Source organism: Streptomyces sp. NPDC045778 (genome assembly GCF_056431945.1).
This window is the reverse complement of record NZ_JBWKJZ010000008.1, coordinates 212,693-238,543: the sequence shown is the minus strand read 5'-3', so window position 1 is coordinate 238,543 and position 25,851 is coordinate 212,693. Positions and strand designations below refer to the sequence as shown.

The 25,851-nt window shown below is 72.5% G+C and carries 26 protein-coding genes and 1 pseudogene; 15 read left to right on the top strand and 12 right to left on the bottom strand.

Translation table 11 applies throughout. The annotated features are described in order from the left end of the window. Positions 1 to 139 precede the first annotated feature (139 nt). The 4 genes from AC07GB_RS13415 (at position 140) to AC07GB_RS13400 (ending at position 6,429) form a co-directional block, all read left to right on the top strand. Complete coding sequence (locus tag AC07GB_RS13415) at positions 140 to 2,188, top strand: restriction endonuclease (protein WP_478844703.1); 2,049 nt, start codon at positions 140 to 142, stop codon at positions 2,186 to 2,188. A gap of 273 nt (positions 2,189 to 2,461) precedes the next feature. Further along, a complete protein-coding gene (locus tag AC07GB_RS13410; protein ID WP_478844851.1) occupies positions 2,462 to 3,286 on the top strand; it encodes an endonuclease/exonuclease/phosphatase family protein in 825 nt (274 codons plus the stop codon). Positions 3,287 to 3,662: 376 nt separating this feature from the next. Continuing rightward, the gene (locus AC07GB_RS13405; protein WP_478844701.1) at positions 3,663 to 5,840 is read left to right on the top strand and encodes an FGLLP motif-containing membrane protein; all 2,178 of its coding nucleotides are present in this window, start codon (positions 3,663 to 3,665) and stop codon (positions 5,838 to 5,840) included. A 40-nt stretch (positions 5,841 to 5,880) separates the two neighbouring features. Next, positions 5,881 to 6,429, top strand: coding sequence for a 2'-5' RNA ligase family protein (locus AC07GB_RS13400; RefSeq protein ID WP_478844699.1), 549 nt, complete (start codon positions 5,881 to 5,883; stop codon positions 6,427 to 6,429). A 4-nt stretch (positions 6,430 to 6,433) separates the two neighbouring features. Here the strand turns inward: AC07GB_RS13400 and AC07GB_RS13395 are convergent, their stop codons facing one another. The 6 genes from AC07GB_RS13395 to AC07GB_RS13370 form a co-directional block, all read right to left on the bottom strand. Further along, positions 6,434 to 7,468: a DNA topoisomerase IB gene (locus tag AC07GB_RS13395; protein ID WP_478844697.1), complete on the bottom strand. Its 1,035-nt coding sequence runs from the start codon at positions 7,466 to 7,468 to the stop codon at positions 6,434 to 6,436. Positions 7,469 to 7,506: 38 nt separating this feature from the next. Then, positions 7,507 to 7,920: an SRPBCC family protein gene (locus AC07GB_RS13390; RefSeq protein WP_478844695.1), complete on the bottom strand. Its 414-nt coding sequence runs from the start codon at positions 7,918 to 7,920 to the stop codon at positions 7,507 to 7,509. A gap of 99 nt (positions 7,921 to 8,019) precedes the next feature. Further along, positions 8,020 to 8,346 carry a plasmid stabilization protein gene (locus AC07GB_RS13385; protein WP_478844693.1) on the bottom strand — a complete coding sequence of 109 codons (327 nt, stop codon included), beginning with the start codon at positions 8,344 to 8,346 and terminating at the stop codon, positions 8,020 to 8,022. A 426-nt stretch (positions 8,347 to 8,772) separates the two neighbouring features. Beyond that, positions 8,773 to 9,132, bottom strand: a complete 360-nt coding sequence (locus AC07GB_RS13380; RefSeq protein ID WP_478844691.1) for a DUF6479 family protein — start codon at positions 9,130 to 9,132, stop codon at positions 8,773 to 8,775. 191 nt (positions 9,133 to 9,323) lie between these two features. After that, positions 9,324 to 10,019, bottom strand: a complete 696-nt coding sequence (locus AC07GB_RS13375; RefSeq protein ID WP_478844689.1) for a UdgX family uracil-DNA binding protein — start codon at positions 10,017 to 10,019, stop codon at positions 9,324 to 9,326. A 105-nt stretch (positions 10,020 to 10,124) separates the two neighbouring features. Then, the gene (locus AC07GB_RS13370) at positions 10,125 to 10,319 is read right to left on the bottom strand and encodes a hypothetical protein (protein WP_478844688.1); all 195 of its coding nucleotides are present in this window, start codon (positions 10,317 to 10,319) and stop codon (positions 10,125 to 10,127) included. A gap of 341 nt (positions 10,320 to 10,660) precedes the next feature. Here AC07GB_RS13370 and AC07GB_RS13365 point away from each other — a divergent pair, with 341 nt between their 5' ends. The 4 genes from AC07GB_RS13365 (at position 10,661) to AC07GB_RS13350 (ending at position 13,786) form a co-directional block, all read left to right on the top strand. Then, positions 10,661 to 11,176: a GtrA domain-containing protein gene (locus AC07GB_RS13365; RefSeq protein WP_478844686.1), complete on the top strand. Its 516-nt coding sequence runs from the start codon at positions 10,661 to 10,663 to the stop codon at positions 11,174 to 11,176. A gap of 160 nt (positions 11,177 to 11,336) precedes the next feature. Beyond that, positions 11,337 to 11,846 carry a hypothetical protein gene (locus AC07GB_RS13360; RefSeq protein ID WP_478844684.1) on the top strand — a complete coding sequence of 170 codons (510 nt, stop codon included), beginning with the start codon at positions 11,337 to 11,339 and terminating at the stop codon, positions 11,844 to 11,846. A 7-nt stretch (positions 11,847 to 11,853) separates the two neighbouring features. Then, positions 11,854 to 12,912 carry a hypothetical protein gene (locus AC07GB_RS13355; RefSeq protein WP_478844682.1) on the top strand — a complete coding sequence of 353 codons (1,059 nt, stop codon included), beginning with the start codon at positions 11,854 to 11,856 and terminating at the stop codon, positions 12,910 to 12,912. Between the two features lie 124 nt (positions 12,913 to 13,036). Beyond that, positions 13,037 to 13,786 (top strand): aminoglycoside phosphotransferase, encoded by a 750-nt coding sequence (locus tag AC07GB_RS13350; RefSeq protein ID WP_478844680.1) that lies wholly within the window; start codon positions 13,037 to 13,039, stop codon positions 13,784 to 13,786. Between the two features lie 37 nt (positions 13,787 to 13,823). Here AC07GB_RS13350 and AC07GB_RS13345 read toward each other — a convergent pair whose 3' ends face one another. Then, positions 13,824 to 14,402, bottom strand: coding sequence for a hypothetical protein (locus AC07GB_RS13345; RefSeq protein ID WP_478844678.1), 579 nt, complete (start codon positions 14,400 to 14,402; stop codon positions 13,824 to 13,826). A gap of 276 nt (positions 14,403 to 14,678) precedes the next feature. Between AC07GB_RS13345 and AC07GB_RS13340 the strand changes: the two genes are divergently transcribed. Further along, positions 14,679 to 14,882, top strand: coding sequence for a hypothetical protein (locus tag AC07GB_RS13340; protein ID WP_478844676.1), 204 nt, complete (start codon positions 14,679 to 14,681; stop codon positions 14,880 to 14,882). Here the strand turns inward: AC07GB_RS13340 and AC07GB_RS13335 are convergent. Then, complete coding sequence (locus AC07GB_RS13335) at positions 14,879 to 15,832, bottom strand: MerR family transcriptional regulator (protein WP_478844674.1); 954 nt, start codon at positions 15,830 to 15,832, stop codon at positions 14,879 to 14,881. The two genes, AC07GB_RS13340 and AC07GB_RS13335, sit on opposite strands and share 4 nt — an antisense overlap. Positions 15,833 to 15,896: 64 nt before the next feature. Here AC07GB_RS13335 and AC07GB_RS13330 point away from each other — a divergent pair, with 64 nt between their 5' ends. Further along, complete coding sequence (locus tag AC07GB_RS13330) at positions 15,897 to 16,658, top strand: maleylpyruvate isomerase family mycothiol-dependent enzyme (RefSeq protein ID WP_478844672.1); 762 nt, start codon at positions 15,897 to 15,899, stop codon at positions 16,656 to 16,658. Positions 16,659 to 16,917: 259 nt separating this feature from the next. Continuing rightward, on the top strand, positions 16,918 to 18,054 hold the full coding sequence (locus AC07GB_RS13325) for a PQQ-dependent sugar dehydrogenase (protein ID WP_478844670.1): 1,137 nt from the start codon (positions 16,918 to 16,920) through the stop codon (positions 18,052 to 18,054). Between the two features lie 56 nt (positions 18,055 to 18,110). Here the strand turns inward: AC07GB_RS13325 and AC07GB_RS13320 are convergent, their stop codons facing one another. Next, the gene (locus AC07GB_RS13320; protein WP_478844668.1) at positions 18,111 to 18,623 is read right to left on the bottom strand and encodes a MarR family winged helix-turn-helix transcriptional regulator; all 513 of its coding nucleotides are present in this window, start codon (positions 18,621 to 18,623) and stop codon (positions 18,111 to 18,113) included. A 203-nt stretch (positions 18,624 to 18,826) separates the two neighbouring features. Between AC07GB_RS13320 and gap the strand changes: the two genes are divergently transcribed. Then, a complete protein-coding gene (gene gap / locus AC07GB_RS13315) occupies positions 18,827 to 19,831 on the top strand; it encodes a type I glyceraldehyde-3-phosphate dehydrogenase (RefSeq protein ID WP_478844666.1) in 1,005 nt (334 codons plus the stop codon). Between the two features lie 52 nt (positions 19,832 to 19,883). Next, positions 19,884 to 20,417 carry a hypothetical protein gene (locus AC07GB_RS13310; protein WP_478844664.1) on the top strand — a complete coding sequence of 178 codons (534 nt, stop codon included), beginning with the start codon at positions 19,884 to 19,886 and terminating at the stop codon, positions 20,415 to 20,417. Positions 20,418 to 20,459: 42 nt separating this feature from the next. Here the strand turns inward: AC07GB_RS13310 and AC07GB_RS13305 are convergent. Then, a pseudogene (locus AC07GB_RS13305) lies at positions 20,460 to 20,600 on the bottom strand (cupin domain-containing protein); the annotation flags it as partial. A 73-nt stretch (positions 20,601 to 20,673) separates the two neighbouring features. Then, positions 20,674 to 21,036 (bottom strand): DUF6086 family protein, encoded by a 363-nt coding sequence (locus AC07GB_RS13300; protein WP_478844662.1) that lies wholly within the window; start codon positions 21,034 to 21,036, stop codon positions 20,674 to 20,676. 314 nt (positions 21,037 to 21,350) lie between these two features. Here AC07GB_RS13300 and yddG point away from each other — a divergent pair, with 314 nt between their 5' ends. After that, positions 21,351 to 22,325 (top strand): aromatic amino acid exporter YddG, encoded by a 975-nt coding sequence (gene yddG / locus AC07GB_RS13295; protein WP_478844660.1) that lies wholly within the window; start codon positions 21,351 to 21,353, stop codon positions 22,323 to 22,325. Positions 22,326 to 22,340: 15 nt separating this feature from the next. On the opposite strand, the gene AC07GB_RS13290 is transcribed toward yddG, so the two are convergent. Continuing rightward, positions 22,341 to 24,119: a B12-binding domain-containing radical SAM protein gene (locus tag AC07GB_RS13290; RefSeq protein ID WP_478844658.1), complete on the bottom strand. Its 1,779-nt coding sequence runs from the start codon at positions 24,117 to 24,119 to the stop codon at positions 22,341 to 22,343. A 374-nt stretch (positions 24,120 to 24,493) separates the two neighbouring features. Here AC07GB_RS13290 and AC07GB_RS13285 point away from each other — a divergent pair, with 374 nt between their 5' ends. Then, positions 24,494 to 25,753 carry a DUF6777 domain-containing protein gene (locus tag AC07GB_RS13285; RefSeq protein ID WP_478844849.1) on the top strand — a complete coding sequence of 420 codons (1,260 nt, stop codon included), beginning with the start codon at positions 24,494 to 24,496 and terminating at the stop codon, positions 25,751 to 25,753. The last annotated feature ends 98 nt before the right edge of the window (positions 25,754 to 25,851 follow it).

Below are 25,851 nucleotides of genomic sequence, written 5' to 3'. Positions count from 1 at the left end.
GGCACGCTGCCCGGGTATGTGCCTCCGGCACGTTTGGAGACGGACGCCGACTGCTGGATAGAGTTGGGTCATCACCGCTGGTCCTGGGGGCGATCGGCGCTCGGTGGAAGGCTGACGTCCTGGGGAGGGCTTACCGCGCATGAGTCGTCGCTCTAGTGGTCTGGTCGGTGTCTGGACCGAGGTGCAACGTCAGCAGCAGCGCCAGCGGGCGGCCGAGGCCAGGCTGCTCCGGGAGCAGGAGCGGCAGGCCCGGGCCCACCAGCGCCAGCAGGCCCGGGACTACCGAGAGCACCGCCACGCGGAGGCACGGCGAAGGACCGGGGAACTCGAAGCCCAAGTCGAGTCCCTTGAGGGCCTGTTGGCATCGGGGTGCCGTGGCCCCGCTTTCAGGGCGGCCATGCTCATGCGGCCCGAAGAGGTCGAGCCGTTCTCGCCGGGGCACCTGGCGGCCCCGGTCACCATGCCGGACCCGAACCAGTACCAGGCCCAAGGCGGTTGGACGGCGGGCCGTCGCGCACAGGCACAGGCCGAGGCACGCGCCAGGTTCGAGCACGACTGGCACGCGGCGCAGGCCGCGGAGGTCCAGCGGCAGCAGCGCCTCGCCGCACTCCACCAGCAGTACACGCGATGGGCCGACAGTCAGCTGTCGGAAGTACGCGGCTACAACGCGAGCATCGCCGAGGTGGCCGCGGGAGTGGGCCGCCGCGACCCCGAGTCCGTGGTGGAGTACTTCTCCGCCGCCCTCTACGCGTCCACCGCGTGGCCCGAGAGCTTTCCGCGCCGGCTCTCCGCGGCCTACGATCCGGCGGCACGGCAACTGGTCATCGACTGGGAGCTTCCGGGCTACGACGTCGTCCCCGAGACGAAGTCCGTGCGGTACATGGTGACCGCCGACGAGGACAAGGAGACACCGCGCCCGGTGAGCCAGCGCCGGTCGCTGTACCGCGGTGTGCTCGCCCAGTGCGTTCTGCTGGTCCTGCACGACCTCTTCGCCGCGGACGAGTACGGGGCGCTGGAGTCGGTGGCCCTGAACGGATTCGTGGACGACCACGACCCGGCGACGGGCCGGCAGACGGAGATCTTCCTGGCCACCGTCATGGCCCCCCGCGCCACGTTCACCGAGATGCGGCTGGAGCAGGTGGACGCGGTGAGCTGCCTGGCCGACGGGCTGAGGGGGCAGCTGTCCTCACGGCCGGACCAACTGGCCTCCGTACGCCCCGGACGCAGGCCCCAAGAGGTCGGCAACCGGGTCGTCACCCACGGCGGTGACGGAGACGAACCGGATCTGTACGACATGGACCCGATCATGTTCGAGTCGCTCGTCGCGGAACTCTTCGGCGCCATGGGCATGCAGGCGGTGGTGACGCAACGCTCGAACGACGGCGGCGTGGACGTCGACGCCCTGGACCCCACCCCCATCCGCGGTGGCAAGATCGTCGTGCAGGTGAAGCGCTACCGCAACACCGTTCCGCCCACGGCGGTGCGTGACCTGTACGGCACGGTCCAGGACCGCGGCGCCAACAAGGGCGTGCTGGTCACCACCTCGGGATTCGGACCCGGCTCCCACACCTTCGCCAACGGCAAGCCCCTGGAGCTGATATCCGGCAGTGAACTCGTCGACCTGCTGCACCGGCACGGGCTGCGCGGCCGGCTGGGCGAGCGCGGCACGCCCCCGCCGCCCCCCGAGCCCGCGCCCCAGGCGGAGGACTACAACGTCCTGGGCATGTCCTGGTCCGGCTCCGTGGCCCTCGACGTCTGCGCCCTCGTCTGCGCGGGCAACCGCGTCCTCAGCGACGACCACTTCGTGTTCTTCAACAACCCGCGGACGCCTGACGGTTCAGTGCGCGTCCACGACGCCACGCCGCCCGACAAGGCCGCCCTTCGCGTCTCCTTCGAAGCGCTGCCGGAAGCGGCGGACCGACTCGCCCTCGTCGCCGCGATCGACCCCGAGACGAACCCGGACGCGGACCTCGCGGGGTTCACCGATGCCCGCATCCGTCTCCTGGATCCCGCGATGACCGAGCTGGGGCGGCTCGAAGTCTCCGACGGCCGTTCGCGGGAGACCGCCCTGGTCCTGGGCTCCTTCCGGCGCCGGGCGAGCGGCGACTGGGACTTCGTCCTGGGAGGCAAGGGGTACCCGGGCGGCCTGGAACAGCTGCTGCCGGACTACGGGATCGCGGTGGAGTAGCGCCCCCCGTCCCGGGACGCCCGCCGCGAGGCCGCGCGAGACGCCGCGCCGGCACGCCCGCAGCGGGGCCGCGTGAGACCCGATCGCGGGGGCTTGCGACCGCGCACCACGAGATCCGGCCCACCTCATGCGGTGCTGACGGCCCTGTCCCATAACCTCGTATGTACGCGGACGTCACGTGTCACGTGCATCCGCGGCCCCTCGTACTCGCACCCACCCGTATCCGTAACCACCTGTATCCACTTCGAGGAGGCGCTGGTGCTCGGTAGGAGCATGCGTTTGCTCGCGGGCGCCATGGTCGTGGCCTGCACGGTGCTCGTCGGCCCCAGCGCGCCGAGCGGGGCCGTCCTCGGCGGCTCCCCGCCCGTCGAAGCCGTCAGGGACGTCGTACCGAACCGGGTCATGACGTGGAACATCTGCAACCCCTGCGGAGAGAACAACAACGTCGGCAGGGCAGCGGAGATCGCCGCGTACGCGCCCCAGGTCATCGGCCTGCAAGAAGCGTGCGTACGTGACGTCGAGAGGATCCGGGACTACCTGGAGGACCTCCACGGGCTCGTCTACCACGTCGAGTACGGTTCGGTGCTCCGCAACCGCGGGCGCTGCGGGGGATGGCCGTGGAACCCCGGGGGCTTCGGCCAGGCGATCCTCTCCGCGGCACCGATGACGGACCGCGTGACCGTGGAGTACCCCGACGGCGGATCCGAGGACCGCGGGTACATGGCCGTCACCACCCAGGTGGGCGGCAAGGCCGTCCGGGTCTTCAACACGCACCTGGCCCAGCGGAGTCAGGAAGCGGTCCGGGCGGACCAGGCCGGCGTGCTCGCCGCCGCTGTCGCCCGGCACGACCGCGCGATCGTCCTCGGCGACTTCAACGCGGTGCCGGACGCTCCCGAGCTGGACCGGATGTGGGCCCTGGCCACGGACGCCGACCCCGAGTGCAGGCCCCCGCTCGTCGGCGGCTGCGAGCCGACCACGGACTGGCAGCTCAAGTTCGACTACGTCTTCCTGCGAGGCATCGCCCCGCTTGGCCACCGGGTGCTCCCCACCCCCTACTCGGATCACGACCTGCTGCACACCGACTTGGACCTGACCTAGAGCGCTGCCGCGACCCCGGATCCGGGGCGCGAGGCTGAGGAAAGGACAGAAGAGCACCAGCAGAGCAGCAGCGGGGCGTGCGCCCCCGGCGCTCGGCTTCAGCCGAGCGCGCCGCCGCACCCCACTGCGCTCCCGTGGCCGGAAACGACCGGGGCCCGGCCGTTCGTCCCAAGAGAGGGAGCCGAGGGGGCGCGGCCTGGGGAGGCCGTGCGGTGCGCTGGGGGGCACGGACATGAAGCGGACGGGACGCGTACGGGACCGACGGTTATGGGGGGCGCTCCTGGGGGCGGTGCTCCTCATCACGACGGCGGCGATGCCGTGTGTGGCCGTGGCCGGGACCGCGGCAGACCCCGCACCGGGGCCGTCGAGCACGGCCGTGTCCCCCTCGGAGACACAGCCGAACCCACAGCCTTCGGGCAGCGGGACCGACGACACGGGGCAGCCCGAGCCCATCGACCCGTCACTGGGCCCGCAGGACGAGGTGGTGGCGCAGGGCGGGACGTTCACGGCGGTCGGCAGCGACTTCGACTGCTCCGACCAGGACGGGCTCGCGGGCCCGCTGACCTTCACCGTGCAAGGCCAGGCGCCGGTGCCCTTGACGGTCGACGACAGCGGAGGCTTCGCGCAGGCCGTCTCCGTGCCGGAGGACGCCGCCCCGGGACGGTACGAGATGACCGCGACCTGCTCGGCCGTGGACGACGCGCCCACCGCCACGGCCGCGTTCGACGTCGTGGCGGCGGCCCGGCCCGACCCGCGGATCTCCCTGTCCTCCGGCTCCGGAGAGCCGGGTGACCATCTGACGGTCAGGGGCACGGGCTTCCTGTGCGACGCCGGATCGGGGGTGGCCGTCCTGTGGGACGGGCAGCCCCTCGCCGACGGCACGCCCTTCGACGGCGGAGGCTTCACCATCCGGGCGCACGTACCGGCGTCCGCCGCGGCGGGGGAGCACGAGGTGACTGCGAGCTGCCGGACCCCGGGAGACGTCCGCGCCTCGGCGGCCTACCGGGTGAACCCGCCGACCGTCACCGAACCGACGAAGGACCCCCGCGAGGTCACCATCCACATGGCCGGCTACCCGGCCGCCTGCGTCCGCGGCTCCATCGTCATCGGCGGCCGCCGACTGGACACCTGGCTGGACGCCGACTCGCACGAGGGCGCGGCCGGGCAGGGGCGCTGGGAGCTGATCGACCTCCACGCCCGGATCCCGGCCGACATGACAGGCCGCCGGGAGGTGGCGCTCGACTGCCGGGGCCGGGCCCCGGAGACGGCCGGCCGGATCACCCTGCCACCGCCGGACCGGTTGACGGTCTTCCAACTGCCCCTGGGGTCCACCCGGCATCCGGAAGGGGAGACAGGACCGATCACGCCGACGCCGTCGAGCAGCCCCACGAAGAAGCGCGGCGGGGGCACGGACCCGTCGGCCGGAGGCGGAGGCCATCGGGGCGAGGACCACGATGACGACGGCGACGCAGCGAACCGCGACAAGACGGGGGAGGGCGACAAGGACGAGCGGGGCTCGACCCGCCCCGATCCTGACCTCGGCCTCGTCGGAGCCCTGCGCACCCCGGCCGACGTCTCGTGGGCGCTGAAGGACCTGGCCGGATCGGTCGGCATGGCCGCCTGGTTCCTGGTGGTGGTCCTGCTCCTGGAGCGCGCCTTCCCCTCCCAGCTGGCGGACAACGCGCTGGGGCGCTGGTGGCTCCGCCGGCAGGAGGCGAGGCGGGCCAGGCCGCCGCGGCTGCCCGGCTGGGCCAGGGTGTGCGCTTTCGCGGTCCTCGGCGGCTCCTTGGCCGTCTGGGCCGACACCAGGAGCGACATGAGTCCTGCGACCGCCGTGAAGATCGCCGGTGCGGCCGTGGGGATGCTGGTCATCCTGGTGGCGTACGAGAAGACCAAGGACTCCCTGCTGCGTCCGCGCCGGGAGGGGATCCGCTCCGAGCTGCGGGTGGTCCCCGCGGGGCTGCTGCTCGCCGGCGTGATGACGGCGATGTCCCGGTTCCTGGAGTTCCCCGTGCCGTACGTGTACGGACTGGTCGCCGTCTACATGGCGCTCAGGGCTCCCCGGCGCGGCGCCGACGACCCCGACGACGGCCTGCCCAAGGGCCAGGCGGTCCTGGTCGGCGGGATCTGCGTGCTGGCCGCCGTGGTGCTCCTGTGGGTGGTGGGCGCTCCCTTGCTCGAAGCCGCCCGGGCACAGCATTCCGAGCCCGGCAGCCTCCGGTACGTGATCGCCTACGCCGTGGGTCTCACGGTCGTCGCCGGCATCGAGGTGGTGGTGTTCGGCCTGCTCCCGCTGTCCGGCATGGACGGGCACAGCCTGAAGGAGTGGAACAAGCCCGCCTGGTACGCCCTCTATCTGATCGGCCTGACCTTCTTCTTCCACGTCCTGCTGCACAGCCTGCACCCGGGGGTGGGCAGCGGCCTCGCGGTGGACGGGGACCTGCGCTGGTGGACGCTCGGCATGGCCTCCGCCCTGTTCGTGGCGTTCGGGGCCGCCTCCCTCGCCCTGCGGTGGTACGTGGCGCGTGCCGAGCGGCGGCCCCGGACGGCCTGATGGGGAGCACCCGCCCGCGCCCGTGCGACCATGGCCTGTCATGACCACAGACGGGGACCTGAACGACGGCGAGCACGGGGCGGGCGGATGGCCCGACCTACCCGGTGACACGGCACTGACCATCAAGGTCCCCGAGGCCGACGCGCTGGTCCGGGCCGGGTTCCCCGCCCATGTCACCGTGCTCTACCCGTTCCTGCACGAGAGCAGGATCGACGCACGGCTCCACCGCGCACTCGCCACGCTCTTCGCCGGGCACGACGCCTTCACCCTGACGTTCGCCGAGTTCGGCCGCTATCCGGGGGTGCTCTATCTCGATCCATGGCCGCGCGACCCGGTCCAGGCGCTCACCAAGGACCTCACCCAGCGGTGGCCGGAAGCGGTGCCCTACCGGGGGATCTTCGGCGCCGGGCTCGACCCGCACCTGACGCTCGCCAACAGTGAGGGCCCCGGCACGCAAGAGGCCGCGTACGACGCGCTGGAGTCCGACCTCGCGCCCCTGTTGCCCCTGGTCTGCCACGTGCGGGCGGTCGAGCTGATCGTGTGGGACGGCTCCCGATGGCAGGGCCGGGCCGCGTACGCGCTCGGCTGACGGCTCAGGTCCCCCTGGGCGCGCGGCCGGTGCGCAGCATGCGCAGGACGGCTCGCTCGGCGGGCCCGTGCGTCGCCGGGATTCCGTACGTGCCGGTGGCTCCCAGGCGCGGCAGGACGGCGGCCACGGTGACGCCCTCCTCGTACAGCTCGATGACCCGGGGGTTGATGTAGGAGGCGCGGCAGACGGCGGGCGTGTTGCCGAGGTACGCGGCGACCTCCCGGACGGACCGGCTGATGGCGCGCCGGCGCGCGCTCTCGCTGTGCGCGGCGCCCTGGGACACAGCGAGCGCCACGGCGGCCATGACGGTGGCGTGCCAGGTCCTGAAGTCCTTGGCGGTGATCTCCAGACCGGCCAACTCCTTCAGATAGGCGTTGACTTCCGCGCTGCTGACCTCGTGCCAGTTGCGGCGCTCCCAGTAGACGAACAGCCGGTCGCCGCCGCTGCGGCGGCGCGCGAGCGCGACGAGGCTGCGGCACGCGGGCGGATCGGCCACCGCGTGGGTCTGCTCCTTGCCCGACTTGGAGGGGTACGTGAACACCACCTCGCCGCGCTCGCAGCGGGTGTGCTCGCGCAGCAGCGTGGTGAGGCCGTAGGTGTCGTTGAGGTCGACGTAACGCTCGCTGCCGACCCGGAAGAACCCGAGGTCGAGGAGGCGTACGGCAGTGGCGAGGACGCGCTGCCGGGTCAGTCCGCGGTCGCCGAGGTGGGCTTCCACGGCCTCTCTCACCTTCGGCAGGCGGGCCGCGATGTCGAGGACGTGCTCGTGCTTGGCCTGCTCCTGTTCGGCCCGGAACTGCGGGTGGTACAGGTACTGCCGGCGTCCGGCGGCGTCGGTGCCCACGGCCTGCAAGTGGCCGTTCGGCTTGGGGCAGATCCACACGTCCTGCCACGCGGGCGGGATCACCAGGGCCTTGATGCGCTCAAGCTCGGCGCGGTCGCGCAGGGGCCGGCCGTGGGCGTCGAGGTAGCGGAAGCCCCGCCCGTGCCGTTTGCGGACGTAGCCCGGTTCAGTGGGGCGGGAGTGGGAGAGGCGCACGCGAACCTCCTGGCCTCGCGGCGGTCGCTGTCCGCGTGTCAGCCGGCCGCGTTGTCGACGCGCAGCCGCACCTGTTCCTCCAGCCGTTGGAGGCTGCTGTCCAGCGCGGCCTCGACGGTCTCCTTGCCCGGATCGTGGCTCTCGTCGCGGAAGGTCAGGTGCACCGTCGCCTCGCTGGAGCCGCCGTCGACACCGGTGACCTGGAGCCAGCCGGTGTAGCTGTCCTCGTCGCGGGTGCCCCATTCGAGCCGCATGGCGTCGCGTCGGGCACGCAGTTCGGCGGAGGTGTCCTCGTCGGTGCGGTCCTCGTGCACGGTGACCTCGGGGGGACGCCCGGCCCGCACGTGCAGGGCGTCCGGCAGCCAGGTGTCGAGCTGGTCGACGTTGGCGGCCTGGTCGAAGACGTGCTCGGGCTGCGCGGGCATCGTGCGTGAACGCTCGTACTCGGTCATGGCGGTTCCGTCCTCGGGTGGCGGCTGTACGGCGGGCACGAGTACCCGCCGTACGCGGACATGAGCCTCCCGCGGGAGGCGCGGAGCCGGGCGTGCTCCTCAGTGGCCGAGGGCGCGCTTGAGTTCCTTCTTGTTCATCGAGGAACGGCCCTCGATGTTCTTCTTCTTGGCCTCTTCGTACAACTGGTCGCGGGTGGGGCCCTCAGATCCGCTGTGCGAGCGCTCGCCGCCGCGCTGGTACGAGGACTTCTTGTCCCGCGTCGAGGTCTTGCTCGCGGTCTTGGACTCGCCCGAACGTGCCCGTTCCTTGTTGACCGTGCGGGCGGCGATTTCCTTCGCGCGTTTGGTGGACTCGCCGCGGTCCTCCGCGCTTTCCTTGATGTGCTCGTACTGGCGCTCACGCTTCTTGCTGGATCCAGCAGGCATGGGACAACCTTTCTTCGGTTCTGCCTTTTGTGTTTCGTCTGTCGTGGTCGCGGGCCCGAGACGCCCTATTTCATGGACGGCGAACGCATGAGAACTCGCTCCTCGACCGCGCCCGCGTGAAGAGGGCGTCGCGGCGCGGCCGGACGCGCGGCCCGATGGAGGCCGCACACGACTTCGGCGGTGCCGCGTCGCGAACGCGCCTCCTGTCCGAAGCACGCTGCTCGCCTGCCCTTCCACTCTCGGGGCAAACGGACGGGGCCGCCCGTCGAGACGCCGGGACAGCGGCCCCGTGCAACGCGGGTGACACGTGGTGAAGCTGGGTGGGAATGAGGCCCGACCCGGGCGCAGGGGGTGCCCCGGAGAGCACACGGGCGCGGACAGCGCGAGGCGCCCCGGTGGCCGACACTCACCGGAGGGCCGGTTCGGCTAGCCGAGGCCGCCGCCCCCGAAGCTGCTGCCGCGCCCCTTCCTGTGGTCCTTGGGGTCCTGGGACTCGCTGGGGTGCGTGCTCGACTGGCCGTAGCCCTCTTTCAGCTCGTGCGGGGTGCGCCAACCGCCGTCGTGCGGCACTTCGTCCGGGTCTCGATACTCCCGGACTTCTCTGACGGGGCCGCCCTCGGGCAGGTGCGGCTGCTCGTCCGGGCGTGGCCGCCTGGCCTCTCGCACTTGAATGCGACGGCCCCAGATAAAGGCGCCGATGAGAACGCCGACCACGGCAAGACCGGCGATCCACATCAGCAACGCAGCGCCGGACGAGACCGCAAGCTCCCACTCCATGGTCTTCATATGAGTGTTGTACCCGCCCCCGTCCGAAACATAGCCAGTCATTTGTGCCTCCCAATAGGAACGGGTGGAAACCCGCTGTTGCGTACTATGTGCCTTCGGAATGGATATTCACGTTCGTGCGGCCGGATGCCCCGGCCTGTTGATTTCAGAGGAAACCGGCATGCGTTCGCCGGCATGGATTTACGCCCGTGTCAGCCGAGGAAGCGGGATGCGATCCGCAGGTCGGACACGAGACCCGCGAACGCCTCCTCCCGGTCCTTGGAGCGCAGTACCGCCGAGGGGTGCACGGTGGCCAGCAGGCAGCGGTGGGCGTCGTCGGCACTGTCCTTTCCCTCCTCGGTGGTCAGCGGCAGATCCGCGCCCGGTGTCAGGGAGAGCAGGGCACCCCGCGACGCGGTCACTTTGAAGGAACTGCCCAACATGGACTTACCGGCGGTCGCGCCGAGTGCCACGACAAGCTCCGGATCCACCCGCTTGATCTCGGCGGCGAGCCAGGGGCGGCAGGCGGTCATCTCCCCGAGGCTCGGCGCCTTGTGGATGCGGCGCTTCCGGCCCTCGGGGGCGGGCGCGAACTTGAAGTGCTTGACGGCGTTGGTGAAGTACACCTGCTCGTCGTCGATCCCGGCTTCCCCGAGCGCCGAGCGGAGCAGTCGCCCGGCGGGCCCCACGAACGGCTCGCCCGCCCGGTCCTCCTGGTCGCCGGGCTGTTCCCCGACGAGCATGAGGCGAGCGCGAGCGGGGCCGGCGCCGAACACGGTCTGCGTGGCCCGCGCGTACAGCGGGCAGCCCCGGCAGTCGGCGGCGGCACGTCGCAGTGCCGGGATCCCGCCTCGCGCGGGCACGTAGGGAAGCGCGCTGTCGGCAGCCCCCTTGGTCGAATTCGGCACGGTGCCTCCTTCGTCATGCCGATCGGCACGCTGCGGGGTACCCCGGCCGGCCGGGCGCCATGCCGGGGAAGGCCGGGCGGGTGGCACCGGCCGGGTCCCGTTGGGTCAGCCGAGTGACTCCCCGGGGTGGGCCTGCGTCTGGAGCTGCCAGTACTCGCCCGCGCAGCCCGCAGGAAAGGGCGGAAAGCGGTGCCCCTTCACATCGGTGCTCCAGTGGTGCTCGCCGCCGCAGTCGCACTCGTAGATCCCGCTGGAGGGCACGACCTCGCCGGGATGCCATGTCGTCTTCTCCTCGCTCATGCCTTCAGGTCTACGTCGGCCGCGCACGCGCCGCGACCCGGGCGCGAGCTGGCACATGGGTGCCGCGTCCGCCGCCAGTCTGGTGCCACGGCAGGCTGCGGTGTGCCGGACGTCGATACGACATGTGCTGCGACCTCGCCCTGAGCCGACGCAGCACTAGGCCTCTGACCTGCGTGCTCGCCGGCGTGCCAGGGTGTGGTGCCACGGGAGATGCGGATGGCGCCATAAGTGGCTCGCAATGGCGCCATGGATGTGCCATGATGGCGACATGAGGGGGTGCTCCTCGGTCTCACAAGGCCGGGGGCGCGCGTTTCGCGGAGAGCCATCGAAGGGGTCGGACCATGGAGACAGCGCAGAGCCAGCAGCAGGTCGCGGCACCTGGCGCCGTCGCCGCCTTCGCCCGCTTCGTGCTCTGCGGCGGCGGCGTGGGACTCGCCTCCAGCTTCGCTGTGGCAGCTCTCGCGTCCTGGATCCCCTGGGCCCTGGCCAACGCCCTGATCACCGTGGTCTCCACGCTCCTCGCCACCGAGCTGCACGCCCGCTTCACCTTCGGGGCGGGCGGGCGCGCGACCTGGAGCCAGCACGTGCAGTCGGCCGGGTCCGCGGCGGCCGCGTACGTGGTGACCTGCGTGGCGATGTTCGGTCTCCAGCAGCTGGTGGCGGCGCCCGGCGCGGTCCTTGAGCAGGTCGTCTACCTGTCCGCCTCCGCACTCGCGGGCGTCGCGCGGTTCGTGGTGCTGCGCCTCGTCGTCTTCGCGCGGAACCGCTCGCGGACCGCGACCGCCTCCCCCGTGCAGGCGACCGTGGCCCGCGCCGCGGTCCCCGCCGGGCCCGCGGCGCTCTGCCGCGCCGCCTGACCCGTCCGTCGGAGCGACGTACGGCATCGAGGGGCCGGCCCGTCCGCCAACGGAATCAGATTCCCTACGACGACCACGCGCAGTGCTGCGCACCGGGCCGCCCGGTGGGACCCTTTCGGCAGGCAGCGCAGCGTACGTACGGGCTGTCCAGGGGGATGCGATGCGGACAGGGCGACGCGTCAGGGGCGCGGCCGCGGCGGGCCTCGCGGTGGCCCTCGTGGTCTGCGGTGTGTCGGGCTGCGGGGGAGGGGCAGGGACAGGCACTCCCTCGGACCCGCGCGGCGGCTCCGGCCGAACGGCCTCCTCACCGACCTCGGCGCAGTCCGGACACTCGGGCACGCCCGACGACCACGGCGGCGGTCGCGGCGGCGACGAGCGTGGCGGTGGAGGCGAAGGCGGAGACGACATCCTGCCGGTCCCCGCACCCCCCGTCGCCCCCGGGCGCTCGGGCGGCGGCACCGGCGGCAACATCGGCGTCTACCCCAGCGGAGACACCGGCGGCACCGGCGGCGGGCACCAGACCGCATCCGCCGGCGGCTCCGGGGGCACCACCACCGACCCGCCGACACCACCGTGCGGCGACTCCGCCACCGAGGCCGCCTCCTGCCCGCCGTCCGCCACACCCGGAGCCTCCGAGAGCGTCCCGCCCACGGTGGGCGACGGGACCTGAGGCGCCGATGACCTCGCCGGATCCACCACGGCGCCAGCCCCGCCGTACGCCTCCGCCACGCCGAGCGGGCCCGCGCCACCGCCCGTCGTCCCGGCGCCGCGCGCGCGGCCCCGCCCGCCCGGCCCCACGCCGGTCACGGCTCCGACAGCCACCGGAGGAGCCCTCGGCGGCCGACACCGGCGGGCACCTGGAGTACGCCAACTCCGCGCTCGGCGCGGGCTCGTTCGCCGTGGCCCTGATGCTCTACGCGGGCTACCTCTACATCGACGCCTTCTACAGCTACTTCCACCTCGGCACGTTCGCGGTCGGGTTCGACTCGCTGGAGTTCGCCCTGCGGAGTCTGCGACTGTTCACCCTGCCGGTGTTCGCCGCGCTCGCGGGGCTCGCCCTCATCCCGTACACACCGGATCTCATGGCCTTGCTCGGCGTTCCGGAGCACCATGTGCGGGCCGCCCGTGAGTACGGCCACACCCTCGCGCGGCTGCACCCCTTCCTGATCGTCGCCGGGGTCGTCCTCATGGCGCTGTGGCCGGCGCTCCGGGGCCTCAACTGGATCGCGCCCCTCTGCGTCGCCGTGGGACTGCTGCTCGGGCAGACCTCCGCGGCGAGTGCCCGCTCGCCCCGGCGGCGGCGCGCGTGGGAACGGGCGGTCTCCCTCGTGGTCGCCGGGGTGTTCCTGATGTGGGTCGTGGCCCTGGTGGCCGGCGACCTGGGCCGCCGGGACGCGCGGCGCACCGCCCACCGCCTCGTCAGCCGCGTGGCCGTCGTCGTCCTCAGCGCGGAACGCCTCAGCCTGACGGGCCCCGACGTCGTCGCCGAGGACCTCGGCAAGGGCCTGCGCTACCGCTACCGCTACAGCGGCCTGCGGCTCCTGGTGGAGCGCGACCACCGGTACTACGTCCTGCCGCTGGGCTGGCGGGAGGACCGGGACGCCACGTTCGTCATCGAGGACGACGACTCGGTACGCGTCGAACTGCGGCCCGGCACCCGCCCGGCGGGGGCACACGGGCCGGCCGGGCAGGCGGGAACACCGCTGGCCGAGGGGGCGGTGAGGTCACTAGCGTGACGTCGGCCCGTACTCCCGACAGCGAAGCGCCGTGATGACCACCCCTGGACGAGACGTACTCGCCGCCTTCCGGCTTGCCGGCCGGCCCCTTCCCCTGACCGGCGGCGAAGGCCACAGCGTCCGCGTGGGAGACGCGGTACTCAAGCCGGCAGGACCGGACCACCAGTTCGCCGAGTGGCAGGCCGACCTCATGGCCTCGCTGCCGGAGGCCGGCTTCCGCGTCGCCCGGCCCCTGCGCGCCACCACCGGGGCGTGGAGCCACGGCGGCTGGACCGCGTCCCGCTTCGTCCCCGGTGCCGAACCCGACCACGCCGCCGCACCCCGCTGGCTCGACGTCATCACGGCGGGGCGCGCCTTCCACCGCGCGGTGGCCGACATGCCCCGGCCCGCCTTCCTCGACCGCCGCCACGACTGGTGGGCGACCGGCGACCGGGTCGCCTGGCAGGAAAGGGAGCCCGACCTGCTCCCCGCGGCGCACGAACCGTACGACCAGTTGACCGCGCTGCTCGGCCCGGAGCCGCGGGCCAGGCCCCAACTCGTGCACGGCGACCTGACGGGCAACGTCCTGTTCGCTCCGGGCCTCGCCCCGGCCGTCATCGACTTCTCGCCCTACTGGCGCCCGCCGGCCTTCGGCGATGCGGTCGTCGTGGCCGATGCCCTGATCTGGCACGGCGCGGGTCCCGGCCTCCTCCACGAGGCCGCGCCCACGAACGGACCCGACTTCGTCCAGTACGTCGTCCGCGCCCTCGTCTTCCGGCTCGTCACGACCAACGAGCGCCTCCGCGCACAGGGCCGCGACACGAGCGACGAGATGCGCCGCTACGGGCACGCGGCACGCCTTCTCGCCGACATCGCCCCCCGCCCGGAGGGCTGACACCGCCGTCCGGGCCGGCCGGCGCTTCGGGCGGCCGTCAGCCGCCGATCGTGGCCAGTGCCGGACGGAAGGAGGAACGGGCACCGCCGACAGGCTGGGGAGCGGACCACGTGTTGCCGACGAGCCGGCTCCACCAGACCTGCTCGTCGCCCGTGACGCCCTTCCACGCCATGAACACGCCCGCGTACGGGGCGAGGGCGGGGCCGACGCTGCTGGAGGCTCCGATGACCCGGACCGGCCCGGACCAGGAGGCGCCGTCGAACCGGGCCCACCAGATCTGTTCCTCGCCCGCGCCCCTCCAGGTCATGTGGAGCGGCCCGCCGGACGGGCCCGCCAGGGCCACGCCCGCGCTCGTACGGGCGCCGGGCACGGGCCGCGCTCCGGACCAGCTGCCGTTGTCCCAGCCGTTCCACCAGATCTGCTCGTCGCCTGTGACGCCCTTCCACGCCATGAACGTACTGCCGTCACTGACGCCTTGTTCCCCGCGCGCGGACACCTCCGACGCGTGCGCGCCCGGTGAGGCGATTCCCTGTACGCCTGCCGCCGCCACGGCCGCGGCGCTGACGCGCAGCACCTGGCGGCGGCTGGGTAACGCGTGTGCTTCGGACTCCCTCATCGTTCCCCCTCAGCTCGTGAACCCCATCGGCCCGGGCCCTCACAGACGCGGGCCCGCCCACCATGCAGAGAGACACCGGAGCGTGGCCAGGGCCGGTCCACTCAGCGGAACGGGACCGGCGGCATCCGGACACAGGGTCGCCCGAAGAGCGCGGGCCCTTTGCCACCACCGTGCGGAGCGGCCCGGCCAGCGGTCGGGCGTGTGCATCCTTCGGCCTACCGGCAGGTCCGACCGGCGGACGATGCCCAGGTCCTGGGCGCGCGCGACGCTGAAGGCATGAAAGACATCATCGCCATCGTCGGTTGGGTCGTCGGCATCCAGGGCGCCCTGGGAGTCCTGGGGCGGCTCTTCGGAGGGGACTCCTGGGGCCTGATCCAGAAGTGGTGGGACGTGCCCACGGCGGGCTACGCCGTGCTGTTCGTCCTCGGCGCCGCGCTCGCGGTCTACGGGGAGTTCGGCAAGGCACGGATCCGCCGCTAGGGCGTGCCTTCAAGGGCCCCTGCCGCCGCGGGCCCGGCGGCCCGTACGCAGCGTTCGAGGGAGTCCGTCAGCCACAGATGTGACGTACCGAAAGTGACGGGGTCGCCGCTGGCCTCGGCGACCAGGTGCCAGTAGCGGCGCATGCCGCGGTCGTGGTCGGCGGCGACGTCGGCCAGGAGGCGGCGGCGGAACCGCGGGGTGTCGGTGGTGCCGCGCACCGAGGCGTGCACGGCGACGAACCGGTCCAGCTCGGGGCCCACGCGGGGTGCTTCGCCCGCCCGCACCCGGGGCTCGGCGAGGGCGCACGCCTCGCGGACGCCGTTGATCAGCTCGACCTCGTCGGCGATCAGCTCGGCGTTGGCCCGCGCCATCGCCAGCAGGCCGCGGGTGAGCACCCGGTCACCGGTCAGGGCCACCAGTTCCGCGAACGCCACGACCTGCGGCGGGGTCGGGTCCGCGGGCGGCTCCGGCACGGCCATGGTCACGAAGGCGGAGAGCGAGGCCTCGGACACCGGGGCGACCATCGTGCGCCTCCAGAAGTCGATCAGGGCGTCGCGGGCCGCGCCCCCGCCCTCCACGGCGGCGAGCAGTTCGAGGCGTGCGGCCCGGTCGGCGGGCTCGGCCTCCTCGACCGCGCGCAGCGAGGCCCGCCGCCAGGCCATGTCCGCGAGCTGCACGTCAAGGGCGGCCCGCTCGGCGGCGACCACCTCCGCGACGGAGCGCTCGCCGACGAGCACCTCCCTGATCGACGGCAGTCCGAGGCCGAGCCCGCGCAGCCGCCGGACCAGGCAGAGCCGCTCGACCGCCGACGGGTCGAACCTGCGGTGACCGCCCGTGCTCCGCACCGAGTCGACGATGCCCTCGTCGCAGTAGAAGCGAACGGTCCGCACCGGCACGCCGGTCAGTCGTGCCAGATCGCCGATGCCGAGCGTGCCATCGAGTAAAGGCACTTGAACCTCCACTGGACTGGAACTCCTACCGTAGCGGCGAAGCCCCATGGGAGGAGATTTCGTGATGTCGTCGACGCTGCACACCGCACGGCTCGTGGAGGGACTGCGGGAGCAGACCGGAGGGTTCATCCGCGCGGTCGCCGGAAAGCCGCAGGACACCCGGGTGCCCACCTGCCCCGAGTGGCCGCTGCGCACCCTCGTCGGACACGTCGGCCAGGAACACCGGTGGGCGGCCGAACTGGTGCGCAAGGGTGAGCAGTTGCCCGTGCCCGATCCGTGGGAGGCCGATCCGGGCGCCCCGGACGGCTGGGCGCGGTGGCTGCGGGAGGGCGCGGACGCGGTGGTCCAGGCGCTCCAGGAGACCGGGGCGGACACCGAAGTGCAGACGTTCCTCGGGCCGCGGCCCGCGGTCTCCTGGCTGCGCAGGATGCTCAGCGACACCTGTGTCCACCACTACGACGCGGCCTGCGCGACAGGCGCCCCCTTCGAGGTCGCCGACGACCTCGCGGCCGACGCGATCAGCGAGAACCTGGAACTCCTGGCCACGCCGGCCTGGGAGGCGCTCAAGCCCGCGGTGGCCGAGCTGCGCGGACACGGCGAGCGCATCGGGTTGCGGCCCACGTCCGAAGAGGGCTGGCTGGTCACCCGTACACCCGAGGGCGTGCGCTGGGAGCGCGGCCCCGCCGACGCCGACGTGGTGGTGTCGGGCGCCGTGGCGGACCTGCTGCTGGTGGTGTACCGCCGCGTCCCGCCGGAGGGTGACGGGGTGACGGTGACGGGCGATCGCGCCCTGCTGGACCACTGGTTGGCGCACGCGGCGCTGTGACCGGCGGCGGACCCCGGAACGGAGACAGCGGGAGCCGACAGGAGGCGACCGGGGCCCGCCGAAGGCGGCGGGAGCCGAGCGGAGGCAGATGGGCGAGGTCTTGGTCTATACCAACAACCCCTCTCCCAGTACCCTCATCCGTGGCCAGTAGCACACCCTTCCCCCCACCCAGGTTGCGTGCTGGCACGGGCGACACCCCCTAGATCTGTCCCGAGCAGCCGGGTGACCTCCCCCACTCACCGCCTCCAGGAGGATCACGGTGAACGTACGCACCAGAAGCTCGGCGATGGTCGGCACCCTCTGCCTCGTCGCCTCCCTCGCCCTGAACACGGCGTCCGCCGACGAGCGCGCCGCCCCGGAGCAGGCGGCGGAGGTCACGCTCACGAAGGTGGCCACGGCCCAGAACCCCATCGCCGGAACCCCCGGACCCGGTGGCACGGTCTGGATAGCCGAACGCGCGGGCACCGTAAGGGTCCTGGGCGCGGGCGGACTCGGGAAACCCGTCCTCGACATCTCGAAGGAGACCACCACCGACGGCGAGCGCGGCCTGCTGGGCATCGCCTTCGACAGGAGGTTCGCGCACCTCTACATCTCGTTCACGAACCTCGAAGGCACCAGCGTCGTGGACGAGTTCGCCGTACGGAACGGAAAGATCCTGCCGCATACCCGGCGCACCGTCCTCACCCAGACGCAGCCGTACGCGAACCACAACGGCGGCGACATCAAGTTCGGCCCGGACGGCTACCTCTACATCGCCTTCGGCGACGGCGGCGCGGGCGGCGACCCGCACGGCAACGGACAGAACCTCGACACGCTGCTCGGCAAGATGCTGCGCATCGACCCGAGGGGCGGCAAGCCGTACGCGATCCCGCGGGACAACCCGTTCGTGAACGACCCGAAGGCGAGGGACGAGATCTGGGCGTACGGGCTGCGCAACCCGTGGCGGTTCTCCTTCGACGCGGGCACGGGCGACCTGCTGATCGGTGACGTGGGCCAGAGCGCCTGGGAGGAGATCGACTGGGCCCCGGCCAGGAGCAAGGGAGGCGAGAACTACGGCTGGTCCCAGATGGAAGGCACCCACCCGTTCCGCGGCGGCACGGAGCCCGCGAACCACGTGCCGCCGGTCCACGAGTACGACCGCAACGGCCTCGGCTGCTCGGTCACCGGCGGATTCGTCTACCGGGGCCGGGCCGTCCCGGCGCTCAGGGGTCAGTACGTGTACAGCGACTACTGCGACGGCACACTGCGCACCCTGAAGATCGAGAACGGGAAGGTGACCGGCGTGGGCGACCTCGGGGTCAACGGCGGCGAGGTCGTCTCGCTCGTCCAGGGCCGCACGGGCGAGCTGTACGTGCTCGACATCGGCGGCAGCGTCCACCGCGTCGACCCGGCGTGACACTCGCCCCGGGGGCGCGCGGCAGCTAGGCGAGCGCCCCACGGAGGCGGACGGGGTTACCGGGGCCCTTCGGCCTTCCCGAGTTCCGCCAGGCGGGTCAGCGCGGGCAGCGCCGCGGCCAGCGCCTGGCGGTCCTCCGGGGCGAGCCGCGCGATCAGCGGGGCCAGATGCCGGGTGCGGTCGTCGTGGCGGGACCGGCCGATACGCCGTCCCGCCTCGGTGATGTGGACGAGGACGGCACGCCCGTCGCTCGGGTCGGGCCGGCGCTCGACCAGGCCGTCCCGCTCCAGGCGGGTGACCAGCTGCGTGATGGCGGGCTGAGTGATCTGCTCGGTCCTCGTCAGCTCGGTCAGCCGCCTGGGGCTGCCGCCGAAGGCCAGGGTGTCAAGGACCGACAGGGTGGTGAAGGGGTGCTTCTCCAGGGTGGGCAGCCGGATGTAGAAGCGGTTGAAGTTCTCGACGGCCGCCGTGAAGGCGTCCACGTCCAGGTCAGGGACGTACGACGGGGTGCCGTCGGCCGGAGAGGTGTGCGGGGGAGGGCTGTCCGGGGCCTGCGAGATGTCGTCCACGGCTGAAATATATCGCGCCACTTATATAAGGTGCTTATGCTGTTGGTGGTGGGCGCCCCGTGGGACAGCTGGCGGGGCGGGCCCGTCACTTCGGCGCGCCACGACCCGGCGCACCGGCGCGGCACGCCACCGCGCGGGAACGCCGCCGGGCGGCAGCGCCGACGCGCGGGAACGCCCCGCGCGAGGACGCCAAAGGAGACACCATGACTGTGCGCATCGGCATCAACGGCTTCGGGCGGATCGGCCGCAACGTCTTCCGCGCGGCGGCGGCCCGCGGCGAGGACCTGGAGATCGTCGCGGTCAACGACCTCGGTGACGTGCCCACCATGGCCCATCTGCTCGCCCACGACTCCGTACTCGGCCGCTTCCCCGGCGAGGTCACCGCCGGGCCCGACGCGATCCGCGCGGGGGACACCACCGTCAAGGTCCGCGCCGAGCGCGACCCGGCCGCGCTGCCGTGGGGCGACCTCGGCGCGGACGTCGTGATCGAGTCCACGGGCGTCTTCACCGACGCCGCCAAGGCCCGCGCGCACGTCGACGGCGGGGCCAAGAAGGTCATCATCGCGGCCCCGGCCAGCGGCGAGGACGTCACGATCGTGCTCGGCGTGAACGACGACGCGTACGACCCGCTGCGCCACACGATCATCTCCAACGCCTCGTGCACCACCAACTGCCTCGGCGTCCTCGCCAAGGTGCTGCACGACGCCGTCGGCATCGAGTCCGGCATGATGACCACCGTCCACGCCTACACCCAGGACCAGAACCTCCAGGACGCCCCGCACAAGGACCTGCGCCGCGCCCGCGCCGCCGCCCTCAACGTGGTGCCGACCTCCAGCGGCGCCGCCCGGGCCATCGGCCTCGTCCTGCCCGAACTCCGGGGCCGCCTCGACGCGTTCGCCCTCCGCGTGCCGGTGCCCAACGGCTCGGTCACCGACCTGACGGTCACCACCACCCGCCCCACCACGGTGGAGGAGGTCAAGGCGGCGTACGCGAAGGCCGCCGCGGGCGCCTACAAGGGTCTCCTGACCTACACCGAGGCCCCGCTCGTCAGCAGCGACATCGTCACCGACCCCGCCTCGTGCGTCTTCGACGCCGAACTGACCCGCGTCGTGGGCCCGCAGGTGAAGGTCGTCGGCTGGTACGACAACGAGTGGGGCTACTCGAACCGGCTCATCGACCTGGCGCTGCTCGTGGGCGGCTCCCTGTAGCACCGGTGAAGGCCCGTGCCGCGCCGGCCGACCGGCCCGCCACAATGACCTCATGGCTGACAACACGCTCTGGGTCGGGGTCCTGGCCGCCGGAACCGCCGTGGTCGCGAGTTGGGTGACCAGCAGGGGCACGGCCAGGGCCGCGCGCATCCAGGCGGAGTCCGCCGCCGAGAGCCAGCACCTGGACCGGTCGCGCGCGGCCCGGCGCAGCGCGTACGTCGACGTCATCGAACAGGCCCAGCGCATGGGGGAGTTGTACTGGAAGGTCTCCGGCACCGCGGGCGACCCCGACGCGGCCGACCGGGCCGGGGCGCTCAAGGAGCTGCGGCTGCGCCTGCGCGACGAGTACGCCGTCCTGCGCCACCGCGTGTGGGTGGTGGACCTGGAGGGCCCCGCCGATGCGGCGGAGGCGGCGAACCGGCTGCGCCGGTCCACCTCCGACAACTACCGCGCCCTGGCGGCGATGATCGCGGGCGAGGAGGGCGCGGACGAACGCTTCAACGCCTGCTACGCGCCGTTCTGGCAAGCGGTGCTCGCCTTCGTGGCGACCGCACGCGAGGCGCTGCGCCGGACGACGCCCTCGTAGAACCGGCGGGGCATGCCGCACGGCGGCGTCACGTCCCCGCCGCTATCCGAAGGGGCAGCCCGGATTGGGGGCGTCCTGGGAGAAGGGCGCCCCGTGCGGCAGGACGTAGAGGACCTCGAGGACGAGGTCGGTCGTGCCGTGGTTCTGCCCGATGTGGACGTGGTCGGCGCCCGGAGGTTCCTGCGTGGTGGGGTGGGGCGGGGCCCGAGAGCGCCTGCTGCGAGGGTGCGCGCCCGAGGCCCGGGGCGGGACAGGCTCACCGTGCCATGTACCGGTCGAGTTCGCGAGCCCGTTCCCGGAGGCGGCCCGACCACTCCTCGTCCTCCAACTCGGCCACGACACCGGCCCGTTCGGCCAGGGCGAGGACCGTGGCGAGGAACCCGTCCGTCAGGGCGAGGACGACGGCGTGATGGGTCCTGCGGTGGTGGGCCACCAAGGCGTTGACGAAGTCGCCGAACGCGTCGGGGTCGATGTGCGACTCGTCGTTCTCCATCGGACCGACGCCGGAGGGCACACCCAGCTCCGCCTCGAAGACCTCCACCTGGCGCAGGAAGAGGCGCGCCGCCCCGCCGGAGGGGTTCCACAGCGTCTCGTCGCCCATCTCGAAGTACTGGCTCAACTGGCGCCTTTCGGGTCGGATGGCGGACAGCGGGATCAACGGCCAAGATCGTACGACGCACCGCGACCCAGGGTGACGAAACCGGGGAACTTCCGTACCCGAAGGCCCACTTCTCCCCCTTAGGTCGTCACTGTCAGTGATGCGCAGTCGCTGTCGGCACCGGATCTCACCCGGCGGTCACCACGGCACGCCACCACCCCAGGAGCGCCCTCGCTCCTGTCCGGAACGCGCGGGTGCCTTCGCGCGCGTCAGTAGCATTTCCCGGTAGCCGTCGGCGGACGCGCCGTTGCCGGGCACGGGGGGCTGGAGGACTGGTGAACGCGCGGGATACGCAAGCCGACGCCGTCGCGTCAGGGCACGAGCGCGGCGGACCGGCGCACTCGGCGAGACAGCTCAGGGCCACCGGGATCGGCGCGGTGGCCGTCCTGCTGTGGGCGTCCCTGGCCCTGGTCACCACGCTGACCGGGCGGGTACCGCCGTTCCAGCTCACCGCGATGGCGTTCCTGGTCGGCGGGGTCATCGGGCTGCCCCGGGCCCTGCGCGGCGGCGCGGCGCTCGCCCGCGGGCTGCCCGGCGGGGCCTGGGCGCTCGGCATCGGCGGCCTGTTCGGCTACCACTTCTTCTACTTCCTGGCCCTGCGCAACGCCCCCGCGGTCGACGCCGGGCTCATCGCCTACCTGTGGCCGCTGCTGATCGTCGTGTTCTCCGCGGCCCTGCCCGGCGAGCGGCTGCGCTGGTGGCACACGGCGGGCGCGGTGCTCGGCCTCGGCGGCACCTTCCTCCTGGTCACCGGCGGCGAGGGGCTGCACCTGCGCGGCGAGCACCTGCTCGGGTACGCCGCCGCGGCCGTCTGCGCGGTGGTGTGGTCGGCGTACTCGGTGGCCAACCGCCGTTACCCGCAGGTCCCCACGGACATGGTCGCCTTCTTCTGCCTGGCCACGGCGGCCCTCGCGGCCGTCTGCCACCTGCTGTTCGAGACCACGGTACGACCCGACGGCTGGCAGTGGGCCGCCGTGCTCGCCCTGGGGCTCGGCCCGGTCGGCGGCGCCTTCTACGTCTGGGACCACGGCACGAAGCACGGCGACATCCGACTCCTCGGCACCTTCTCGTACTTCGCGCCGCTGCTGTCCACCGCGCTCCTCGTCGCCACCGGCCGTGCGGACGCGAGCTGGCCCGTGGCCGCCGCCAGCGTGCTGATCGCCGGCGGCGCCACCCTGGCCTCGGCCGACGCCGTGCGCTCGGCGCGCAGGCGGGGCCGTGCCGGGCCCAGCCGCCCGCGAAGGGGCTGAGCCCGGCCGGGGGGGTCAGGCGTCCACCGGCCAGGTGCCCCGGCGGACCATCTCCACCACCTTGTCGGCGCCGTTGGCCCGCACCAGGAGTTCCAGGCGCGCGCGCTCGATGTCCTCCGCGCTCCACCGGTCGGTGGCCATGGTCCCCTTCTCGTGCGACCAGCCGTTGTCGTAGTGGCGTACGACGTAGTCCTTCTGGAAGTCCCACATCTTCGTGCCCGGCAGCGGCGTCACGATGAAGGGGTTGGCGTACGCCATGCCGTGACCCATGAGCGTGACGGCGTAGTCGATGGTCTTCTCGATCTGCTCAAGGGACTCGATGTACGGCTCGTCCCCGGGCCGCTCGGGCGGGTTGACGAAGCCGAGCATGAAGCCGCCGGTGACCTGGATGCCGTACTCCGTGAACATCTCCACGACGTCCCCGGTCGCCTTCTGGAAGGCGTTGAGGCGGGGCTTGCCCGACTCGACGAGGCTGTCCTCGTTGGCGCTCTCCACCGCGAGGTAGACGCTGTAGCAGCCGCCGTCGGCCATGGCCTTGATCAGGTCCCGGCAGGTGAGCCCGGCCCGCATCGCCGCGAGGACGTTGCGGAAGTTGGGGTTGCGCCGCTCGGCCTCGTCCATGCCGTCCGCGAACTCGGCGCCCAGGTGCAGCAGGACGAGGTTGAACAGGCTCAGGCCGCCCTCCTCCACCCACGGCAGGTCGTGCTTGCGCAGCAGCTTGAAGGTCTCCATCGCGTACAGCGGGTCGTGCAGCAAGTGGTCGTCCTCGATGAGGACTTCGGTCACGCCGTGCTTGCGGATCTCGGCGAGGTGCAGATCGAACCAGTCGGTGCCGAGCGCCCGCCACGGGCCGTTCACCATCGGGATGTAGCAGAAGTCGCAGCCCACATTGCAGCCGATGGTGGAGAAGATCTGTGCCCAGGAGCCCTGGTCGCGCACCCGCTTGCCCGAGGAGTGGTAGCCCTGCTCGTACTGGCGCATGTCCAGCATCCCGAAGTCGGGCAGCGGCATCATGCCGAGCCGTTGGTCGAGGCCCTGGCGCTTGGGCAGGATCCGCATGTACGGCGACATGGCCGTGGTCCGGACGACGGCCCCGTCGGCGCGCCGGTACGCGATGCCGGGCACGGCGTCGATGTCACCGTCCGCCTCGGTCAGCGCCTGGAGGAGGGCGGTGAAGGTCTGGTCCGCCTCGTTGATGACCACGTAGTCGAAGGGGGAGTCCGGCACGGCGTACCGCCAGTCGCCGCTCGGGTGGGCCCCGCCGGTGACGGTCACGATCCCCGGGTCGATGTCCTTGACCAGGTCGGCGAGGGCGCGCGCGTTGCCCCACTGGACCGTGTAGATGCACTGGACCCCGACGACATCGGGGTCGAACTCCTCGATGAGCGCGCGCAGTTGGGTGTCGTCGAGGCCGTAGCGCACCAGGCTGCTGCCGCTCCCGAGGTCGACGAGGTGGCGCTCCTGCTCCCAGCCGGCGAAGGGGGAGTCGACGATGCGGACGTCGAAGCCGGAGAGGCGGGCGTTCGCCGCGATGCGCAGCAGGCCGATGGGGGTGCCCGCCCGCTTCATGACCTCGAACGTGTCCAGGCCGAGCGCCCGGAAGCTGCTCCGCGGCGGGGAGGGCTCCACGACCCGGGTGTACGAGGGCACGAGGAGCAGCACGCGCGGCGCCTCGCCGCGGACGCGCCGCCGGGTGCCGGACCGCGACGTACGCAGAGAGGGACTGCCCAGGTGCCGCAGGGCCGGGCGTTGTGGAGCACTGGAGAACTTGATGGACGGTCTCTCTATGAGCACGGGCGCATGGGAACCGGTTCGCGTCATGAGCGCTCCATCTGTCCGGGTGGGGTGTCCGAGTGAGGTGAGGGAGGTGAGTGGCGAAGGAAGTGAGTGAGGTGTCCGATCGATCTGTCGCTTGATCTGGCTGGTTCGAACGGAGAATTCGTTCAGATCGTGACCGCCCGCACACAGTGAGGACAGGGTTCCGCGGCGAATGGCGTGAACCAGCGCATGGGGCCCCGTACACCTGATCTGCGAGAAGGCCGAGGGGCGCGCTGGTCGTGCCATGCGTCGCGAGGTGGCGCGTGGGTGCGGAACCGGCGCCCTCGCCGCGCTGCGGTGCGCCCCCACGGGCGGGCCCTGGTCGCTTTCCAGCCGTGCCCGGCCGCGCCATGGTGAGCGGAAGGCACACCGCGTGTGCAGGGGGGCACCATGAAGCTGTCCACAGGACGACGCGTCGCGGCGGCGCTCACCGCCGCCCTGCTGATCGCCGGCCCCACCACCGCCTGCGGCGGCGACGAGGACGCGAAGGAGAAGGTCACCCCGGTGGCGGCGGGGGAGCTGGGGCCGGACCCGTTCTTCGCGGGGGCCGTGGGCCGCGACCGGCAGGGCCTGACACCGCGGTCCGGGGCGGCGTACGGGCCGGGCACACCCCGGGGCTCTACGGCGGGACGCTCAACGAGAGCAGGTGCGACAAGACCGCGCTGATCGGCTTCCTGACCGACGAACGCCATACGAAGAAGGCGGCGGCCTGGTCACAGGTGCGTGGCATCGGCGTCAAGGACATCCGGCGGTACGTCCGGAGCCTGACGCCCGTCCTGCTGCGCACCGACACGCTGGTCAAGAACCACGGCTTCCGCAAGGGGGCGGCCACGGTCTTCGAGGCCCTCCTCGAAGCGGGCATCGCGGTGCTCGTCGACCGCTTCGGCCAGCCGGTGGTCAAGTGCAACTGCGGCAACCCGCTCGCGCGCCCGTCGGTGAGCCCCGGCGACATCGACCCGGACAGCATCGGGGACCCGGACTGGCGCGAGCGCTACGACCCCGGCAGGACCACGACCGTCAAGCCCGGCAAGAAGCCCAAGCGCATCGGCAGGTTCCGGCTGCTCGACCTCGACAGCGGCAAGGGCATCGGGCGTACGGCGGGCACCGACGCGGCGCGGGACGTCCGGCTGCCCGCACCGCCACCGCTGCCACCGGCCGAGACCGAAGCCGCGACCGAAGCCCCGCAGCCGTCGAGCGCCACGCCGACGAGCACGGAGCCGACCAGCACCGAGCCGACGAGCACCGAGCCGTCGAGCAGCACCCCGACGAGCGCCGGGCCGCATCGCTCCGGCATCGTCGGCACCTGGGAGCTGGCCGGGGGACGGGTGCGCGTCGAGGAGCGCGGTACGGACACGTTCACCGGCCGGACCGCTTCGGAGGACCAGGTCGGCACCGGCGGCTGCGTCGTCGATGCGGGCCGTGAGATCTGGACCGTGAACGGGAGCGGGCCGCGCTACACCGGCACCGTGCTCTCGCTGGACCCGCAGACGTGCCAGGAGGGGGAACGGTTCGACGCCACCTGGGAGTTGACCGGCACGGACACGCTCAAGGTGTGTGCGAGTGTCGCGGGGCAGCAAGGGTGCAACACCCTGACGCGGGTGACGGAGTAGGCCCCTGAGGCGCCGGCCCGCCAGAGGTCGCGGAGGGACGGGCGCACCCACCCCGCGGTGATCCCGCCGTAAGGTGCCCCTGGTCGTGTCAACGCTCA

Bases quoted from the DNA above. Each gene is read 5' to 3' on its own strand.
- gap (WP_478844666.1), top strand. From the start codon at position 18,827: ATGACTGTGCGCATCGGCATCAACGGCTTCGGGCGGATCGGCCGCAAC.
- AC07GB_RS13410 (WP_478844851.1), top strand. From the start codon at position 2,462: ATGCGTTTGCTCGCGGGCGCCATGGTCGTGGCCTGCACGGTGCTCGTC.
- AC07GB_RS13400 (WP_478844699.1), top strand. From the start codon at position 5,881: ATGACCACAGACGGGGACCTGAACGACGGCGAGCACGGGGCGGGCGGA.
- AC07GB_RS13340 (WP_478844676.1), top strand. From the start codon at position 14,679: ATGAAAGACATCATCGCCATCGTCGGTTGGGTCGTCGGCATCCAGGGC.
- AC07GB_RS13360 (WP_478844684.1), top strand. From the start codon at position 11,337: ATGCGGACAGGGCGACGCGTCAGGGGCGCGGCCGCGGCGGGCCTCGCG.
- AC07GB_RS13415 (WP_478844703.1), top strand. From the start codon at position 140: ATGAGTCGTCGCTCTAGTGGTCTGGTCGGTGTCTGGACCGAGGTGCAA.
- AC07GB_RS13310 (WP_478844664.1), top strand. From the start codon at position 19,884: ATGGCTGACAACACGCTCTGGGTCGGGGTCCTGGCCGCCGGAACCGCC.
- AC07GB_RS13390 (WP_478844695.1), bottom strand. From the start codon at position 7,920: ATGACCGAGTACGAGCGTTCACGCACGATGCCCGCGCAGCCCGAGCAC.
- AC07GB_RS13355 (WP_478844682.1), top strand. From the start codon at position 11,854: ATGACCTCGCCGGATCCACCACGGCGCCAGCCCCGCCGTACGCCTCCG.
- AC07GB_RS13345 (WP_478844678.1), bottom strand. From the start codon at position 14,402: ATGAGGGAGTCCGAAGCACACGCGTTACCCAGCCGCCGCCAGGTGCTG.
- AC07GB_RS13370 (WP_478844688.1), bottom strand. From the start codon at position 10,319: ATGAGCGAGGAGAAGACGACATGGCATCCCGGCGAGGTCGTGCCCTCC.
- AC07GB_RS13365 (WP_478844686.1), top strand. From the start codon at position 10,661: ATGGAGACAGCGCAGAGCCAGCAGCAGGTCGCGGCACCTGGCGCCGTC.
- AC07GB_RS13380 (WP_478844691.1), bottom strand. From the start codon at position 9,132: ATGAAGACCATGGAGTGGGAGCTTGCGGTCTCGTCCGGCGCTGCGTTG.
- AC07GB_RS13285 (WP_478844849.1), top strand. From the start codon at position 24,494: ATGGTGAGCGGAAGGCACACCGCGTGTGCAGGGGGGCACCATGAAGCT.
- AC07GB_RS13385 (WP_478844693.1), bottom strand. From the start codon at position 8,346: ATGCCTGCTGGATCCAGCAAGAAGCGTGAGCGCCAGTACGAGCACATC.
- AC07GB_RS13330 (WP_478844672.1), top strand. From the start codon at position 15,897: ATGTCGTCGACGCTGCACACCGCACGGCTCGTGGAGGGACTGCGGGAG.